Source organism: Ensifer sp. PDNC004 (assembly GCF_016919405.1).
In the GTDB taxonomy this organism is placed as follows: Bacteria; Pseudomonadota; Alphaproteobacteria; order Rhizobiales; family Rhizobiaceae; genus Ensifer.
The window spans coordinates 2,773,231-2,789,409 of record NZ_CP070353.1; the positions used below are offsets into that span (position 1 = coordinate 2,773,231).

The 16,179-nt window shown below is 63.4% G+C and carries 13 protein-coding genes; 9 read left to right on the top strand and 4 right to left on the bottom strand.

What is annotated here, in order from left to right:
• Positions 1 to 70: 70 nt before the first annotated feature.
• The 3 genes from JVX98_RS21815 (at position 71) to JVX98_RS21825 (ending at position 3,573) form a co-directional block, all read left to right on the top strand.
• Entirely contained in the window at positions 71 to 514 is a 444-nt protein-coding gene (locus JVX98_RS21815) for a MarR family winged helix-turn-helix transcriptional regulator (RefSeq protein ID WP_192448223.1), read from the top strand.
• 233 nt (positions 515 to 747) lie between these two features.
• Positions 748 to 2,139 (top strand): M20/M25/M40 family metallo-hydrolase, encoded by a 1,392-nt coding sequence (locus JVX98_RS21820; RefSeq protein WP_192448224.1) that lies wholly within the window; start codon positions 748 to 750, stop codon positions 2,137 to 2,139.
• A gap of 474 nt (positions 2,140 to 2,613) precedes the next feature.
• Positions 2,614 to 3,573 carry a YbhN family protein gene (locus JVX98_RS21825; RefSeq protein WP_192448225.1) on the top strand — a complete coding sequence of 320 codons (960 nt, stop codon included), beginning with the start codon at positions 2,614 to 2,616 and terminating at the stop codon, positions 3,571 to 3,573.
• A gap of 19 nt (positions 3,574 to 3,592) precedes the next feature.
• Here the strand turns inward: JVX98_RS21825 and JVX98_RS21830 are convergent, their stop codons facing one another.
• Positions 3,593 to 4,081, bottom strand: coding sequence for a hypothetical protein (locus JVX98_RS21830; protein WP_192448226.1), 489 nt, complete (start codon positions 4,079 to 4,081; stop codon positions 3,593 to 3,595).
• A 568-nt stretch (positions 4,082 to 4,649) separates the two neighbouring features.
• Here JVX98_RS21830 and JVX98_RS21835 point away from each other — a divergent pair.
• The 4 genes from JVX98_RS21835 to dnaJ all read left to right on the top strand — a co-directional run bounded on the left by JVX98_RS21835 (position 4,650) and on the right by dnaJ (position 11,069).
• Positions 4,650 to 5,000, top strand: coding sequence for a hypothetical protein (locus tag JVX98_RS21835; RefSeq protein WP_192448227.1), 351 nt, complete (start codon positions 4,650 to 4,652; stop codon positions 4,998 to 5,000).
• Between the two features lie 232 nt (positions 5,001 to 5,232).
• The gene (locus tag JVX98_RS21840) at positions 5,233 to 7,503 is read left to right on the top strand and encodes a transglycosylase domain-containing protein (RefSeq protein WP_205237399.1); all 2,271 of its coding nucleotides are present in this window, start codon (positions 5,233 to 5,235) and stop codon (positions 7,501 to 7,503) included.
• Between the two features lie 261 nt (positions 7,504 to 7,764).
• The gene (dnaK, locus tag JVX98_RS21845; protein WP_043622688.1) at positions 7,765 to 9,687 is read left to right on the top strand and encodes a molecular chaperone DnaK; all 1,923 of its coding nucleotides are present in this window, start codon (positions 7,765 to 7,767) and stop codon (positions 9,685 to 9,687) included.
• Positions 9,688 to 9,938: 251 nt separating this feature from the next.
• Positions 9,939 to 11,069 carry a molecular chaperone DnaJ gene (dnaJ, locus tag JVX98_RS21850; protein WP_192448229.1) on the top strand — a complete coding sequence of 377 codons (1,131 nt, stop codon included), beginning with the start codon at positions 9,939 to 9,941 and terminating at the stop codon, positions 11,067 to 11,069.
• A gap of 63 nt (positions 11,070 to 11,132) precedes the next feature.
• Here the strand turns inward: dnaJ and JVX98_RS21855 are convergent, their stop codons facing one another.
• From JVX98_RS21855 to JVX98_RS21865, 3 genes are all read right to left on the bottom strand, one after another.
• Complete coding sequence (locus tag JVX98_RS21855; protein WP_205237400.1) at positions 11,133 to 12,014, bottom strand: DUF2182 domain-containing protein; 882 nt, start codon at positions 12,012 to 12,014, stop codon at positions 11,133 to 11,135.
• Between the two features lie 5 nt (positions 12,015 to 12,019).
• A complete protein-coding gene (locus tag JVX98_RS21860) occupies positions 12,020 to 12,655 on the bottom strand; it encodes a DUF1326 domain-containing protein (protein WP_192448231.1) in 636 nt (211 codons plus the stop codon).
• 204 nt (positions 12,656 to 12,859) lie between these two features.
• Positions 12,860 to 13,609, bottom strand: a complete 750-nt coding sequence (locus tag JVX98_RS21865; protein WP_192448232.1) for an SDR family oxidoreductase — start codon at positions 13,607 to 13,609, stop codon at positions 12,860 to 12,862.
• A 133-nt stretch (positions 13,610 to 13,742) separates the two neighbouring features.
• On the opposite strand from JVX98_RS21865, the gene JVX98_RS21870 reads away from it, so the two are divergent.
• Both JVX98_RS21870 and JVX98_RS21875 read left to right on the top strand, forming a co-directional pair.
• A complete protein-coding gene (locus JVX98_RS21870) occupies positions 13,743 to 14,642 on the top strand; it encodes a LysR family transcriptional regulator (protein WP_205237401.1) in 900 nt (299 codons plus the stop codon).
• Positions 14,643 to 14,780: 138 nt separating this feature from the next.
• A complete protein-coding gene (locus JVX98_RS21875; protein WP_205237402.1) occupies positions 14,781 to 16,169 on the top strand; it encodes a serine hydrolase in 1,389 nt (462 codons plus the stop codon).
• Positions 16,170 to 16,179 lie beyond the last annotated feature (10 nt).

A 16,179-nucleotide genomic window follows, 5' to 3' on the forward strand; every position in this document is an offset into this window, starting at 1 on the left:
CGCGACAGTCTCAAGGTCCATCGCCTGCATTGTAACTTGTCTTCATGGCGGTTCGGGCGTACCGATAGGCATGGCCTTCAATCGTATGGAATCTGCGACCTACCTGGCCAGCCTGCTGGCGAAGAGCTTTTCGCGCGCGCTTCACGAGCGCGGCCAGAAGCTTGGTTTCGCGCCAGGTCAGTTTCCCATCCTGCTCGAGCTTTGGGCCGAAGAGGGCCTGACGCAGAAACAGCTGCTCGATCGGCTCGACATCGAACAGGCGACGATGGCCAACACGCTCGCTCGCATGGAGCGTGACGGGCTCATCCTGCGCCGCAAGCATCCGCAGGACAAGCGCTCGCAACAGATCTACCTGACCGAAAAGGCAAAGGAGATGGAGGCGGCCGCCAAGGAGGCAGCGCTTGCCGCCGACCAGTCGCTGCTTGCCGGCCTCAGGAACTTCGAGCGCGAACTGATGCTCGAATATATGCGCATGGCGCTCGCCAGCGTGGCACGAAGCGACAGTCGCGCCTGATGCGCCATCGCCCGGCCTGATCGTTCCATCAAAAAATTTGGCTTAAATCGGGCGTGCGCCCGTTCTAATGCAGGAGGCAGACGCGCCGATCCGGGCGCCCCGGCACTCCCCTTGCCAAGGCGCCAGGCTCTCCGTTCACCGTCACCTGGGACCTCTGCCCAAAATCGCTCAAATCGATTTCGCTTTGGCGGCACATGCAGTAGGTTCCGGCGAAACTTGAAGCAAGGATATGCATGATGGCTGACATCACCCCCGTTCTCGAACGCGCAGACGCCAACCTGCCAAAGAGCCTCGATCGGCTGTTCGACCTGGTTCGCATCAAGTCGATCTCGACCGACCCGGCCTTCAAGGCGGAATGCCGCAAGGCGGCAGAATGGCTGGTGGCCGAGCTCAACGCTCTCGGCTTCACCGCATCGGTCCGCGACACCCCCGGCCATCCGATGGTCGTCGCCCACCATGACGGCGCCAAGCCCGATGCGCCGCATGTGCTGTTCTATGGCCACTATGACGTTCAGCCGGTCGATCCGCTGAACCTCTGGGACACGGATCCGTTCGAGCCCGGCATCAAGGAGATCGAGCCCGGCCGCAAGGTGATCACCGGCCGTGGCACGGCCGACGACAAGGGCCAGCTCCTGACCTTCGTCGAAGCGGTGCGCGCTTACAAGGACGTGCATGGCGCCCTGCCCTGCCGCGTCACCATCCTGTTCGAAGGCGAGGAGGAGTCCGGCTCGCCGTCGCTGAAGCCCTTCCTCGAAGCCAATGCCGCCGAACTCAAGGCTGATTATGCGCTGGTGTGCGACACCAGCATGTGGGACCGCGATACGCCGGCGATCTCCGCTGGCCTGCGCGGCCTCGTCGGCGAAGAGGTCATCGTCCGGGCTGCCGACCGCGACCTGCATTCCGGCTACTTCGGTGGTGCTGCCGCCAACCCGATCCGCATTCTCACCACCGTTCTCGCCGGCCTTCATGACGAAAACAGCCGCGTGACGCTGCCGGGCTTCTACGACGGTGTCGAAGAGACCCCCGCCCAGATCAAGGCTGCCTGGGAAACGCTTGGCCAGACGGCAGAAAAGTTCCTCGGCGAAATCGGCCTGTCGATCCCGTCGGGCGAAAAGAACCGCTCGGTTCTGGAACTGACCTGGGCGCGACCGACCGCGGAAGTCAACGGCATCACCGGCGGCTATACCGGCGAAGGCTTCAAGACGGTGATCGCGGCCGAGGCTTCGGCAAAGGTTTCCTTCCGCCTCGTCGGTAACCAGAACCCGGAAAAGATCCGCGAAGCGTTCCGCGCCTATGTGCGCTCGAAAGTTCCGGCCGATTGCTCGGTCGAGTTCCACGCCCATGGCGGCTCGCCGGCGATCCACCTTCCGTACGAATCGCCGCTGCTCAACACCGCGAAGGTGGCCCTTTCCGACGAGTGGCCGAAGCCGGCCGTCATCATCGGCATGGGTGGCTCGATCCCGATCGTCGGCGACTTCCAGAAGATGCTCGGCATGGAATCGCTGCTGGTCGGCTTCGGGCTCTCCGACGACCGCATCCATTCACCGAACGAGAAGTACGAGCTGCAGTCCTATCACAAGGGCATCCGCTCCTGGATCCGCATCCTCGACGCGCTCGCCGCCTGATGATCCGTGCGGGACGGGTCGCGGTTTTCCGGGCATCCCGCCCCGCATATTTGACCCCGGAAGCCGTGGCGAAGCCCTCCGCCACGGCTTTTTTCGATTTGATTGCGCGGCCGCCGATAATGCAGCCCTTGCGCGCAAAACCCGCTTCGACGCGCACGCATCCCTGCCCGATCGGCGCCATGCCCGCGCTTTACCGTTTCCCCTTCATTGTTTCCCGGCGGTTTCTCCGCTGTCGGCAGGCCGTCAATCCTTGACCTCCGAGGTCTCAGGTGCTTCCTTTTTGTGAAACAAATCACAAAGGGAAATCGGATCGTTGGCAAGGGTAAGGACCGAAGCGTCGCGCTGCGGGCGTGATGCTATGACAAAGCGGCTCAGAAAACAGAACGTCTCCGCTCGGAGAATCCCTCCGGCCGCTGCAACGGAAGTGTCCTTGAAACACCCCTGCCACGCCCTCGCACCGATCACGGCACCGGCATGAAGCGGCTGCAGACCTATTTCTGGCCCGTCGTCGGCCTTCTCGCGATCCTGTTTTCGGTCAACGCGCTCTACCATGAGCTGCGCGGCCTGTCGTTCGACGAGTTTCTCGCAAGCTTCAATGCGATTTCGCTGAGGAGCTGGCTCCTGGCGATCGGCTCGACGCTCCTCGCCTATGCGGCTCTGGCGGCCTACGACCGACTTGCGCTCGACCACCTCGGCCACCGCATTTCGCTCTGGTTCATCACGCTCTGCTCGTTCACGACCTACGCGCTGTCGCACAATCTCGGCGCCTCGGTGTTCTCCGGCGCGGTCGTGCGTTACCGCGCCTATCGCTCCAAGGGGCTTTCCCCGGGCGAGGTCGGCGTGCTGGTCGCCTTCTGCTCCTTCACCTTCACGCTCGGCACCTTGGTTCTATCGGCCGTCGTGCTGCTGATGCGTCCCGACATCATCGAACGTTTTGCCGAGTTCCTGCCGGTCGAAATGTCGCTGACCACGGGCGTGCTGATCCTCATCGTCATTGGGCTCTATGTCATCGGCAGCCTCGTCGGGCTGCCATCGTTCCGCACCCGCTGGTTCCAGCTGCACTACCCCAAGCCGAAGATCGTATTCCGGCAGCTGGTGGTCGCGCCGGTGGAGCTGATCGGCGCCGCCGGGATCATCTATTTCGCCCTGCCGGAAGCCGGCAATCCGGGTTACATCGTCATTCTCGGTATCTTCCTCGCCTCGTTCTCGGCGGCCCTGCTTTCGCATGCGCCGGGCGGGCTCGGCGTGCTGGAACTGATCTTCATCGCCGCTTTGCCGGAAATGGATCCGGCAGCCGTGCTTGCGGCGCTTGCGATCTTCCGGCTGCTCTACCTGATCATCCCCTTCATCCTGGCGCTGGTGGTAATCCTGGTGTTCGAGCGAGCGCGGTTCGTGGCGGAGCGCCACCAGCCGAAGGAAAGCGACCTCCCCTAGGCGAGGGGCGCGTCCATTATCAGGGCGCGTTGCAGACCGTCGGCAGCGCCTGTTCGAGCGGCCCCTTCACCTCGTGCAGGCGCGCCGCTTCGATCTGGTAGGGTGTGAACGGCGGCACCTGCAGCGACGGATTGATGATGCGGGTGACGTAGCAGCCGGCGAAGAACCGCACCCGCCCCCGCTTCTCGATCGATTTCACCGCGACGGGAACGGCGGAATAAATGCTGCCCGCCCCGGCCTCCGTCTTCACCTTGCCCACCTTGATCTCGACAGACACCGTGCGCTCATAGCCGCGGGTGAAGGCCTTGAAGCCGCCGACAGGCTTCGATTCGCCGAAATAGCCATAGGCGCGGGCATATTCCTTGCGGTTGACGGCATTGTAGAGCGAGCGCACGAGCGCTGGCCCATCGGACCGGTCATCGACATAGGCGACGCTGTCCTGCGCCAGAGCCTCGCCGTTCAGGGCTGCAAAGGCGCCGAGGGCGAAGACGGTGGATCGAAGCTTCATGGCAGTCCTCCTTTGTCGTGGCGGCAGCCGAACACAACAATGAGGCGAAGCCATAGCAGGATTCGCGAGGAGATCGATAACGGCATAGGCCATCGTCCGGCGCGGCGCCGGCGATCCGTATGACCTCAGGAGATATGGGAGGCGGTGGGCGTCCTGATGCCGATGAGCAAAAAGCCACGGGCGTACGCGCAAATGAAAAGAGCCCCGTGTGGGAGGAGGTACACGGGGCTCTCGAACTTGATCGACAGCTGGGAGGAGGAGTGCCGCCGATCCGCATCGGGCGCCGCGGGAGGAGGTGCAGCGCTTCGATAAGTCGTATAATAATTATGCGTCGCAACAATTTCAAGGCATCATTTTTGCACTGCACAAAATCGTGAAGAGAAGGCAGGGGCGAGAGGCATCTTTCCTGATGTCCAGCCTCAAGGCGGCGCTCCGATGGTCAGCCGAGCCCCGGTAACTTCATGGAAACCACAACCACTGATGGACGTTTCCTTTCATTCAGCTTTTTCGATATACGACTATACGTAAGTCGATAAGAAATTTTCACTCAGTAATTGCAGGCGCTCAGATGAAATTGCTGCTCCAGATTCCGACCGCGCTCATCGTTGTGCTGATCCTCGCGACCTGGCTTGCCAGCCTGCGCCTCGTCGTGCTGCCGCCCGGCTCCCTGAAGCTGAGGTCAATGACGGCGCTCGTCTATCAGGGGCATGGCTTCCGCCTGGTCGACAGCCCGCTCGGCATGTGCGGACGTCAGGCCTACCCGGCGGCCGACTGCGAGGAGGTGGCCGTGAACCATCTGGGCAAGCGGGTTCTGCTGCGCCTGCCCTTCAGCCAATGGCTCTACGATTTCACCGATCCCTATCCGGTGAGCCCCACGGCATCGGTCGAAGCGACACCGCTTCGAAACTCCATCCAGTAGGAACCGGCGCGCGCAGGTGGGACTTGGGGCGCATGCGAGCCGCCGTCAAGGTTTTGAACCGTCAGGCTTTTTCACAACGACTTTCTTAACCACCCCTTAAATTGCCGCATTTAAAGTTCACCCGGTCGCCGTGGCGGATGGGCGTGGGACGCCGTTACCGCCGTCGAAATCGATTGGCCGCAACGATAGCGCCAAGGGCCACCGCTGAGCGGTGAGGGATAGATCAAACGGCATGGCAGCAAGCGGCAGGTCAGGACAGCGGATCGAGCCATCGTTCGGCGGAAACGAGGACGATGACGACGACGATTTTCGCGTCGAGGCCAGCGACCGCGTGGCCACCAGCCGCAAGACGCCCCGCAGCAAACCTTCCGGCAACAGCAACAGAGGCAGCGGCAAGAAGAAGCCAGCAAGCAAGCGCGGCGGCGGCCGTCGCGGCTCCGGTGGCGGTGGTCTTATCGGCCTTGTCCGCACCCTGTTCTATTGGTGCATCGTGCTCGGCATCTGGGGCGCCATGGGCGTCGGCGGCCTGGTGCTCTACTACGGCGCGCGCATGCCGAGCGCCGAAAGCTGGTCGATCCCGGAGCGCCCGCCGAACGTCAAGATCCTTGCCGTCAGCGGCGACATCATCGCCAATCGCGGCACCACCGGCGGCGAAGCGCTGTCGCTGGAAAACATGTCGCCCTACATTCCGCAGGCCGTCATCGCCATCGAGGACCGCCGCTTCTATTCGCATTTCGGCATCGATCCCCTGGGCCTGGCCCGCGCCATGCTGACGAACCTCACCACCGGCCGCATGGTCCAGGGCGGTTCGACGCTGACGCAGCAGCTGGCCAAGAACCTGTTTCTGTCGCCGGAGCGCACGCTTGAGCGCAAGGTGCAGGAAGTGCTGCTCGCCTTCTGGCTCGAGCAGAAATATTCCAAGGACCAGATCCTGGCGATGTATCTCAACCGGGTGTTCTTCGGCTCCAACGCCTATGGCGTCGAAGCCGCCTCGCGGCGCTACTTCAACAAGTCGGCGCGCGACGTGAACCTCGGCGAGGCGGCCCTGCTCGCCGGCCTTTTGAAAGCACCGTCCCGCCTGTCGCCGGCGCGCGACCCGAAGGCCGCGGAAGAGCGCGCCCAGGTCGTTCTCGGCGCCATGCGCGAGGAAGGCTACGTCACCGACAGCGAAATCAAGACGGCGATGTCGCAGACCCCGACCAAGGCCAAGAGCTATTGGTCGGGCGCCGAGCACTATGTCGCCGACATGGTGATGGACCAGCTTCCCGGCATGATCGGCGAGATCAAGGAAGATCTGGTCATCGACACGACGATCGACCTCAACCTCGAGAAGAAGGCCGAAGAGGTCATCGCCGCGACGCTGGACGCCGAGGGCAAGAAGCTCGACGCCTCGCAGGCCGCCCTCGTCTCGGTCGACGGCACCGGCGCCATTCGGGCGCTCGTCGGCGGCAAGGACTATGCCGAGAGCCAGTTCGACCGCGCCTCCAAGGCCAAGCGCCAGCCGGGCTCGGCCTTCAAGCCCTTCGTCTATGCCGCGGCGATGGAGATCGGCCGCACGCCGATGTCGATCCGCAACGACGGGCCGGTCCGGATCGGCAACTGGACGCCCGAGAATTACGACCAGAAATACCGTGGTGAAGTGACGCTGGCCGATGCGCTCGCCAATTCGCTGAACACGATTGCCGCGCAGCTCGTCATGGAGGTTGGCCCCTCGAACGTCGTCAAGGTCGCACACCGCCTCGGCATCGATTCCGAAATGCAGGCGAACGCTTCGATCGCGCTCGGCACCTCGGAAGTGAGCCTCGTCGAACTGACGTCGGCCTATGCCCCCTTCATGAATGGCGGCTTCAAGGCAACGCCACACGTGATCCGCCGCATTTCCAAGGCGGACGGCACGGTGCTTTACGAAAACACCTACGACAACCCGCCCCGCGTGCTCGATCCGGCGATCGTCAGCGAAATGAACCAGATGCTGCTGCGGGTGCTGACCAAGGGCACCGGCAAGAAGGCGCAGCTGAAAGGCTGGGAAGCGGCCGGCAAGACCGGCACGACGCAATCCTTCCGCGACGCGCTGTTCGTCGGCTACACCTCCAACCTCACGACCGGCGTCTGGTTCGGCAACGACGACGGCAAGTCGATGAAGAAGGTCACCGGCGGCGGCCTGCCGGCCAAGGCCTGGCACGACTTCATGATGGCGGCGCACGAGGGGCTTTCGCCGTCGCCGCTGTTCGGCACGACCGGCGTGCAGCCGGTCTTCGACGACGGCACCGCGCCGCCGTCCGGCGACCTGATGTCCGGCGATCCGGAAGCCTTTCCGGACGCACCCGTCGGCGTCGATGGTGGTGTCGCAGTCGGGCAGCGTCCGGTCGACCAGGGCGATGCCCCGTGGGGCGGCCAGACGGCGGACCAGGGCAACGACGGCATGGTGCCGCCGGCCGATGTCGGCCAGACGACCGGGGCCACGCGCCGCACCACGCTTTTCGATATTCTGACCGGCGGCTGAGCCGCCCGTGAACCTCGATTTGACAGGGGATCCGGCCTGCGGACAGGCTCCGGCACGTGAGCCATTTCGGGCCTGATGAATACCGGGCTTGCTTTTGCCCCCAAACGCCCCGCAGAATGCCTTGCAGTCCGAAACGCCGGTCCTTATATACGCCGCATCGGCGCAGTCTAAGCTGCGAAGAAATCCAAAGACCATCCCGTTAGGGGCTGTCTCACGAATGCCTGACCGGGTTCCGACAGTCCGCTGCAAGGAGAGAACGACATGGCTAAAGTTATTGGTATTGACCTGGGAACGACCAACTCCTGCGTCGCCGTCATGGACGGTAAAGACGCGAAGGTGATCGAAAATGCCGAGGGTGCGCGCACGACCCCCTCGATGGTGGCCTTCAGCGAAGACGGCGAACGTCTCGTTGGCCAGCCGGCCAAGCGCCAGGCTGTCACCAATCCGGAAAACACGCTTTTTGCGATCAAGCGCCTGATCGGCCGGACCTTCCAGGATCCGACCACGCAAAAAGACAAGGACATGGTTCCTTACAAGATTACCAAGGCCGACAATGGCGACGCCTGGGTCGAAGCGCATGGCACGGATTACTCCCCGTCGCAGATCTCTGCCATGATCCTTCAGAAGATGAAGGAAACGGCCGAATCCTACCTCGGTGAAAAGGTCGAGAAGGCCGTCATCACCGTACCGGCCTACTTCAACGACGCTCAGCGCCAGGCAACCAAGGATGCCGGCAAGATCGCTGGTCTCGAAGTTCTGCGCATCATCAACGAGCCGACCGCGGCAGCGCTCGCCTACGGCCTCGACAAGAAGGACGGCAAGACGATCGCCGTTTACGACTTGGGTGGTGGTACCTTCGATATCTCGGTTCTCGAAATCGGCGACGGCGTCTTCGAAGTGAAGTCGACCAACGGCGACACCTTCCTCGGTGGCGAAGACTTCGACATGCGTCTCGTCCAGTACCTCGCCGGCGAGTTCAAGAAGGAACAGGGCATCGACCTGAAGAACGACAAGCTCGCTCTTCAGCGCCTGAAGGAAGCTGCCGAAAAAGCCAAGATCGAGCTGTCCTCGTCGCAGCAGACCGAAATCAACCTGCCGTTCATCACGGCTGACGCTTCCGGTCCGAAGCACCTGACGATGAAGCTGACCCGCGCCAAGTTCGAAGCGCTTGTCGACGACCTGATCCAGCGCACCGTCGCGCCGTGCAAGGCAGCCCTCAAGGATGCCGGCGTCTCGGCTGCCGAGATCGATGAAGTCGTTCTCGTCGGCGGTATGAGCCGCATGCCGAAGGTGCAGGAAACCGTCAAGCAGCTGTTCGGCAAGGAGCCGCACAAGGGCGTGAACCCGGATGAAGTGGTCGCCATGGGCGCCGCGATCCAGGCCGGCGTTCTGCAGGGCGACGTCAAGGACGTTCTCCTGCTCGACGTCACCCCGCTGTCGCTCGGCATCGAAACGCTCGGTGGCGTCTTCACCCGCCTGATCGAACGCAACACGACGATCCCGACCAAGAAGTCGCAGACCTTCTCGACCGCCGACGACAACCAGTCGGCCGTGACGATCCGCGTCTCCCAGGGCGAGCGTGAAATGGCTGCAGACAACAAGCTGCTCGGCCAGTTCGACCTCGTCGGCATTCCGCCGGCACCGCGCGGCATGCCGCAGATCGAAGTGACCTTCGATATCGACGCCAACGGCATCGTGCAGGTTTCGGCCAAGGACAAGGGCACCGGCAAGGAACACCAGATCCGCATCCAGGCATCTGGCGGCCTCTCCGACGCCGACATCGAAAAGATGGTCAAGGACGCCGAAGCCAACGCTGAAGTCGACAAGAAGCGTCGCGAAGGCGTGGAAGCCAAGAACCAGGCCGAAAGCCTGATCCACTCCAGCGAGAAGTCGCTGAAGGATTACGGCGACAAGGTTTCGGAAACCGACCGCAACGCGATCTCCGACGCGATTGCCGCGCTGAAGACCGCCGTCGAAGCTTCCGAGCCGGACGCAGAAGACATCAAGGCCAAGACCAACACGCTCATGGAAGTGTCCATGAAGCTCGGCCAGGCGATCTACGAAGCGCAGCAGACGGAAGCCGCCCATGCGGATGCCGCCGCCGACGCTGCCCGTGACGGCGATGTCGTCGATGCCGACTACGAAGAAGTCAACGACGAAGACGATCGCAAGCGTTCGGCCTAAGTCGCCGTTCAAACAGACGAAGAAGCCCGGGTTCGCCCGGGCTTTTTTGTTGCCGGTCTCGCCCGTCAGGGCCTGCAATATCGGCGATCGGCACTGTGACTTGGCGCAAACGTACCTTTTCCGACAAAAAACCGTATCTACCGCTGTTCGGGCTATGGTATCGCGCTTCAAGGTTTACTAAATCGGTGGCAAGGTAAACGGGCAGCCGCCGAGCCATCGCGCTGGCTTGCCAACAGGATAATCTTCTACGAATGAAACGTGATCTCTACGAAACGCTTGGTGTTGCCAAGAACGCCGACGAAAAGGAGCTGAAGAGCGCCTTCCGCAAGCTCGCGATGAAGTATCATCCGGACAAGAACCCCGGCGACGCGGCAGCGGAGAAGACCTTCAAGGAAATCAACGAAGCCTATGAGATGCTCAAGGACCCGCAGAAGCGGGCGGCCTATGACCGCTACGGTCATGCGGCTTTCGAGCAGGGCGGCATGGGCAACGGATTCGGCGGCGGTGGTGCCGGCGGCTTCTCCGACATTTTCGAAGACATCTTCGGCGAGATGATGGGCGGCGGGCGCCAGCGGCGCTCATCGGGCGGTCGCGAGCGCGGCGCCGATCTTCGCTACAACATGGAGATTTCGCTCGAGGAAGCCTTCGGCGGCAAGACGGCGCAGATCCGCGTTCCGACCTCGATCACCTGCGACGTCTGTACCGGCTCCGGCGCCAAGCCCGGCACCAGCCCCAAGACCTGCGGCACCTGCCATGGCTCGGGCCGCGTGCGCGCCGCTCAAGGCTTCTTCTCGATCGAACGCACCTGCCCCACCTGCGGCGGCCGCGGCCAGACGATTACGGATCCCTGCGGCAAGTGCCACGGCCAGGGCCGCGTCACTGAAGAGCGCACGCTCTCTGTCAACATTCCAGCCGGCATCGAGGACGGCACCCGCATCCGCCTCTCGGGCGAAGGCGAAGCCGGGCTTCGCGGCGGACCGGCAGGCGACCTCTACATCTTCCTCTCGGTCAGGCCGCATGAGTTCTACCAGCGCGACGGCGCCGATCTCTATTGCAGCGTGCCGATCTCAATGACGACGGCTGCCCTTGGCGGCAAGTTCGACGTGACCACGCTCGATGGCACCAAGTCGCGCGTGACCGTTCCCGAGGGCACCCAGGCCGGCAAGCAGTTCCGATTGAAGGGCAAGGGCATGCCGGTGCTGCGTTCGGCGCAATCTGGCGACCTCTACATCCAGATCCAGATCGAAACGCCGCAGAAGCTGACCAAGCGCCAGCGCGAACTGCTGCAGGAATTCGAGCAGATCTCGTCCAAGGACAACAATCCGGAATCGACCGGCTTCTTTGCCCGGATGAAGGATTTCTTCGATACGCTGAGCGACTAAGGCTTCAAGCCCGACGACTTCTAGAGCGCCGCGCGCCGGAAACGGTTGCGCGGCGCTTCTGTTTCAGAGCAAGGCCACGAGCTGCCACAGCCCGGCCAAAACGAGCGCTACCCCGGCGATGCGGGACAGGACCCTGCCGCCGGGCACGACCTTCTCCGCCAGAACGAAGATGGCGATGGCAGCGATCCACAACACGTTCATCACCCCGCCGACGAACAGCAGCGCCATCAGCGCCCAGCAGCAGCCGACGCAATAGAGCCCGTGCCGCACACCGAGGCCGAAGGCGCCGCCCGCTTCGCGACGAAAGCCGCCATGGTTCTGGATGAAAAGCAGCGGCGCCTGGCATTGGCTGAGACAGCGATTCTTGAGTGGCGTGAACTGGAACAGGCCGACAGCGACCAGCACGATGCCGCTAAGAAGCCCACTGGCGCTTGAGAGCGCCGGTGTGAGCAACAGGGCGCGATCGAGCAACCATTGCCCGAGAACGGCGACGAGCGCGAACAGGAGCCACGCCGACAGGTAGCCGACGGCAAAGAAACCGGTGGCGGCAAAGGGCTTGCCCTGTTGTGCCGCCTGGCGGCCGACGCGGGCGTAGAGCAGGATCATCGGCGTCGCCGACGGTACCATCATGCCGACCATCATCACGGCCCACATGACGAAGGCATAGGCGAAGGTCGTGGCGGTCCAGGGAGTGGCAACCGCGCCCGCCATCGATGCCATCGAGCCCTCCTGCGCGCCCGTGGTCATTGGCATCTCCATGGGCATATCCATGTCCATGCCGGAGCCCATGTCCATGCTGCCGGAGGGAACCGGGGGAGCAGCCATGTCCATGGCCGACGCCAGCCACAGGACGTAGAGCCAGCTGATCACCGTCAGGGTAACCAACGCCGCCACGACGACGACGCGGTCACGTCTGAGCAGGGTTTCGAGCGCCGTGTCTCCCATCGGCGTCAGTGGATCACGCCGCTTTCGGTCAAATGCATCGTGGCGAAATGGGCATGCGAATCCGCAAGCGCCAAGGTCAGTGGCCCTTTCGTATCGGCCCACCCCCGTCCGACTTCGCAAAGATCGTATTCGAAACCGTGAGGCAGATTGATGCGTGCCTGGTGAGCCATGCCGGTCACCGGATTGAGGATCGGCTCACCGCGCGCGACAAGCCAGCCCGGCACCTCCAGCCGCGCCGTTCGGGCGCCGATATCGACCTCGAAATCGATGTCGGCAAAGACCGGATCGTGCATGGTCTCGAAGGTGGTCGCGAAGACCTGGAAGAAGGTCGCCCCGGGCTCCGTATCCTCGCCGCTCATGATGCGTAGCAGCGCGCCGCGCTGCTCGCCCGATGCGCGGATATCGACGATCGGCACCACCTGCCCCCTGCCCTCATGGATCGCGCCCGGCCAGGCGGCGATCAGGCCGCCGCGAAGCCCATCGAGCCGCGTGTCGCCGTGATAACCTTCCTCGATCTCGAAGGCGCCAACGGCGCTGCAATGGCCTTGGGTCGGCAGGGCATTGAACTGGCAGGGGCAGCCATAGGCGCAATTGCAATGAATGAACTCACGCCCCTTCATCATCCATCTGACACTCGTCATCGTCTCCTCCTGGGATCTGATCGGTGTTCGTCTCGCGTATTCGCGCAAACGGATGCCTTTTATTAGAGTTGGAAAATATACTCTTCTCCGTCGCCGATGCCAACGGCGGGCAATGCCAGAGACGGCAACACGATGGCGCCGCGGGTCGGCTGGACCCGCGGCGCTTGGATCATCAGGCATTTGCGCCTTTTATCGGCGCCTGTCCTAGAGCGTCGCCATGCCGCCATCGACGATCAGTTCGGCGCCGACGGTGAAGGTGGCTTCGTCGGAGGCGAGGAAGACCACCGCCTTGGCAATCTCGCTCGCGTCGCCAAATCGGCCGAGCGGGATCTGCGCGGCGATCGCATCGACCACCTGCTTGTTCTCTTCGGGCGTCGGGGCGTGGCCGTCATGGAGCGGTGTGCGGATCGGGCCAGGGCTGACGGCATTGACGCGGATGCCGCGACCGATGAGTTCACCCGAAAGCGTGCGGGCCAGCGACAGCAGCCCCGCCTTGGTCAGCGCATAGACGCTGGAGGTCGGCATGCCGATATGGGCGTTGATCGAGGTGTTGAGCACGACCGAAGCGCGTTTCGAGAATACCGGCAGCAGCGCCTGGATCAGGAAATACGGGCCCTTGACGTTGATGGCGACCGAGCGGTCGAAGCTTGCCTCGTCCCACTGCTCGACCGGCTGCAGCTTGGCGATGCCGGCATTGACGAACAGGATGTCGAGCGTGCCGAAGGCGGCGCGAATCTTTTCGGCAACGGCCGCCTGGCCGGCGACATTGCCGGCATCGGCCTCGATGATGAGCGCGGCCTCGCCAAGGACAGCGCGGGCTTCCGCGATGTTCTTCGGGTTGGTGCCGGTGACGGCAACACGTGCGCCTTCGGCAATGAACTGGCGGGCGGTTTCGAGACCGATGCCGCTGGTGCCGCCGGTGATGAGCGCCGTCTTGTTCTCCAAACGTGACATGATGAAATCCTCTTGCTGGGTTGATGAGGAGGCCGGTTCGATTGGCCGTCCTTCGATGCCCATAGATATGGCGGAAAACGGTCGTTCGGATTAGTCTTCCAATTGTGGAACTCGAATTCGGAAAAGCCGAACGATGATGAAGATCGAAGGGATAGCTGCCTTTGTCGCCGTGGCCGAAGCCGGCTCGATCAGCGAGGCGGCACGTCGCCTGCGGCTGTCGAAATCCGTCGTCAGCGAGAGAGTGGCAGAACTGGAACGCGGGCTCAACGCCACGCTTCTCCACCGCACCACACGCAAGCTGACGCTCACGGAGGATGGCATCGCCTTTCGCGAGCGCGCCATCCGGATCGTCGGCGAAGTGCAGGCCGCCGCCGACGATCTTGCCGAACGCCGCGGGTTGCTGACGGGACCGCTTCGGATCGCAGCCCCCGTCAGCTTCGGCAGACGGCATCTCGGCCCGGCGCTCTATCCCTTCCTGACCCAATACCCGGAGATCGAGCTGACGCTCGACCTGGACGACCGTCGGGTCGATGCCGCCTCCGAAGGCTACGATGCGATCGTGCGCCATGGCGTGATCGCCGATTCGCGGCTGGTCGTGTGGAAGCTTGCCAGAAGCCGGCGCCTGCTGGTCGCCGCGCCCGACTATCTCCACCGGCACGGTACACCGGCGTCGCTTGCCGAACTCGAAGGCCATCGCGGCATCTTCTACACCAACCGGGGTGCTGCCGATTGGCGCTTCGAAGGGCCTGGCGGCGCGACGGTTGTACGGGCCCGCCTGGCGCTCGGCATGAACAACGGCGACATGCTGCACGACGCCGCCGTCGCCGGGCTCGGCATCGCGCTTTTGCCCGCCTTCATCGCCGGTCCGGCGGTGCGCGAGGGGCAACTGCGCGAGATCGACGTCGGGCTCAGTCCGCAGGCGGAGTTTATCTACATGGCGCATCCGGAGGGCCGACGCGCCTCCACCAAGCTCAGAGCGATCGCCCAGCACCTGAAGGCAGCCTTCGGCGATCCGCCCTATTGGGATCCGTGACGGTTTCCGCAATCCCGGCACAATCGTTGCGGACGGTATCGCGCCGATCGCCGATCAAGTCTTGACCAAGGCTTGACCGAAACCGGCTGGCATCATCAGCGCATCCCCTGACAACCGAAAACTGGATTCCTATCTCTCATGCGGAACCGCTTTCTGAACTGGATCGTCCTTATGGCGCTTGGCACCAACGCTCACGCAAGTCCGCTTCCCCCGCCCACGGACGCAGAAATTCAGGAGACACTGGCCGACCGGATCGACAAGCAGCAGCAGTCGGTCGGCATCGTCGTCGGCATCATCGATGCCAATGGCCGGCGCGTCATCGCGCATGGCCATCCGGCCAAAGGCGATCCGAGCGCTGTCGACGGGCAGACGGTGTTCGAGATCGGCTCGATCACCAAGGTCTTTACCGCGCTGCTGCTGGCCGATGCGATCGAGAAAGGCACGCTCAGCTTCGGCACACCTGTGGCCACGCTTCTGCCCGAGCGCGTGATCATGCCGGAGGACAAGCAGACCCCGATCACGCTCGGCGACCTCGCAACGCACATGTCCGGCCTGCCGCGGCTGCCCAGCAATCTGGTGCCGGCCGACATGAGCAATCCCTATGCCGGCTACGACGCGGCAAAGCTCTATGCCTTCCTCTCCAGCCACAAGCCGCAGCGCCGCCCCGGTGTCGAGCATGAATATTCCAACCTTGGCGCCGGGCTTCTCGGCCATGCGATCGCGCTGAAGTCCGGGCTCTCCTATGAAGACCTCATCGTCAGCCGCATCGCCCTTCCCCTCGGCATGAAGGATACGGCCATCACGTCGCGACCCGACTGGGCCGAACGCCGGGCAACGGGCCACGACGCGGCCCTGGAGCCGGTCAGCGACTGGGATCTCGACGTTCTGCAGGGCGCAGGCGCCCTCCGCTCGACCGTGGACGATCTCCTGCTTTTCCTCGAGGCGGCCATGGGAAAGACGGCATCGCCGCTCGCTCCCGCCTTCACCACGCTGCTGGCGACCCGCCAGCCGATCGGCAACGGCGATCGCGATCAGCAGGCGCTCGGCTGGGTCGTCTCGGGCAAGGGCGACGAGCAGTTCATCTGGCACAACGGCGGCACCGGCGGTTACCGATCCTTCGTCGGCTACCGTCCGTCGACGGGTGTCGGCGTGGTCGCTCTTTCGAATGCGTCGACCGACGTCGGCGTCGACGACATCGGCCGCCATCTGCTCAATCGCAACGCGCCGCTCGCGCCGCCAACCGTCAAGCGCACGGCCATAGCGATCGATCCGGCGCGCTATGATGCCTATATCGGCACCTACAGGCTGGCGCCGGATTTCGAACTTACGATCTTTCGGGATGGTGAAAGCCTTTTTGCCCAGGCGACCGGGCAGGATCGGCTCGAAATCCTTCCGGAGGCCGATCACCGCTTCTTTACGAAGCTCATCGATGCCCAGATCAGCTTCACGCTCAAGGGCGACCGTGCCGAAAGCCTGACCTTGCACCAGGGCGGGCAGAACAGCCTCGCGCCTCGGGTCTCGAAATGATGGGTGCCTC

Excerpts from the sequence above, each read along its gene's own strand:
- JVX98_RS21835 (WP_192448227.1), top strand. The coding sequence starts at position 4,650 with ATGAAATTGCTGCTCCAGATTCCGACCGCGCTCATCGTTGTGCTGATC.
- JVX98_RS21815 (WP_192448223.1), top strand. The coding sequence starts at position 71 with ATGGCCTTCAATCGTATGGAATCTGCGACCTACCTGGCCAGCCTGCTG.
- JVX98_RS21860 (WP_192448231.1), bottom strand. The coding sequence starts at position 12,655 with ATGACGAGTGTCAGATGGATGATGAAGGGGCGTGAGTTCATTCATTGC.
- JVX98_RS21840 (WP_205237399.1), top strand. The coding sequence starts at position 5,233 with ATGGCAGCAAGCGGCAGGTCAGGACAGCGGATCGAGCCATCGTTCGGC.
- JVX98_RS21830 (WP_192448226.1), bottom strand. The coding sequence starts at position 4,081 with ATGAAGCTTCGATCCACCGTCTTCGCCCTCGGCGCCTTTGCAGCCCTG.
- JVX98_RS21870 (WP_205237401.1), top strand. The coding sequence starts at position 13,743 with ATGATGAAGATCGAAGGGATAGCTGCCTTTGTCGCCGTGGCCGAAGCC.
- JVX98_RS21820 (WP_192448224.1), top strand. The coding sequence starts at position 748 with ATGATGGCTGACATCACCCCCGTTCTCGAACGCGCAGACGCCAACCTG.
- JVX98_RS21875 (WP_205237402.1), top strand. The coding sequence starts at position 14,781 with ATGCGGAACCGCTTTCTGAACTGGATCGTCCTTATGGCGCTTGGCACC.
- JVX98_RS21865 (WP_192448232.1), bottom strand. The coding sequence starts at position 13,609 with ATGTCACGTTTGGAGAACAAGACGGCGCTCATCACCGGCGGCACCAGC.
- dnaK (WP_043622688.1), top strand. The coding sequence starts at position 7,765 with ATGGCTAAAGTTATTGGTATTGACCTGGGAACGACCAACTCCTGCGTC.
- dnaJ (WP_192448229.1), top strand. The coding sequence starts at position 9,939 with ATGAAACGTGATCTCTACGAAACGCTTGGTGTTGCCAAGAACGCCGAC.
- JVX98_RS21825 (WP_192448225.1), top strand. The coding sequence starts at position 2,614 with ATGAAGCGGCTGCAGACCTATTTCTGGCCCGTCGTCGGCCTTCTCGCG.
- JVX98_RS21855 (WP_205237400.1), bottom strand. The coding sequence starts at position 12,014 with ATGGGAGACACGGCGCTCGAAACCCTGCTCAGACGTGACCGCGTCGTC.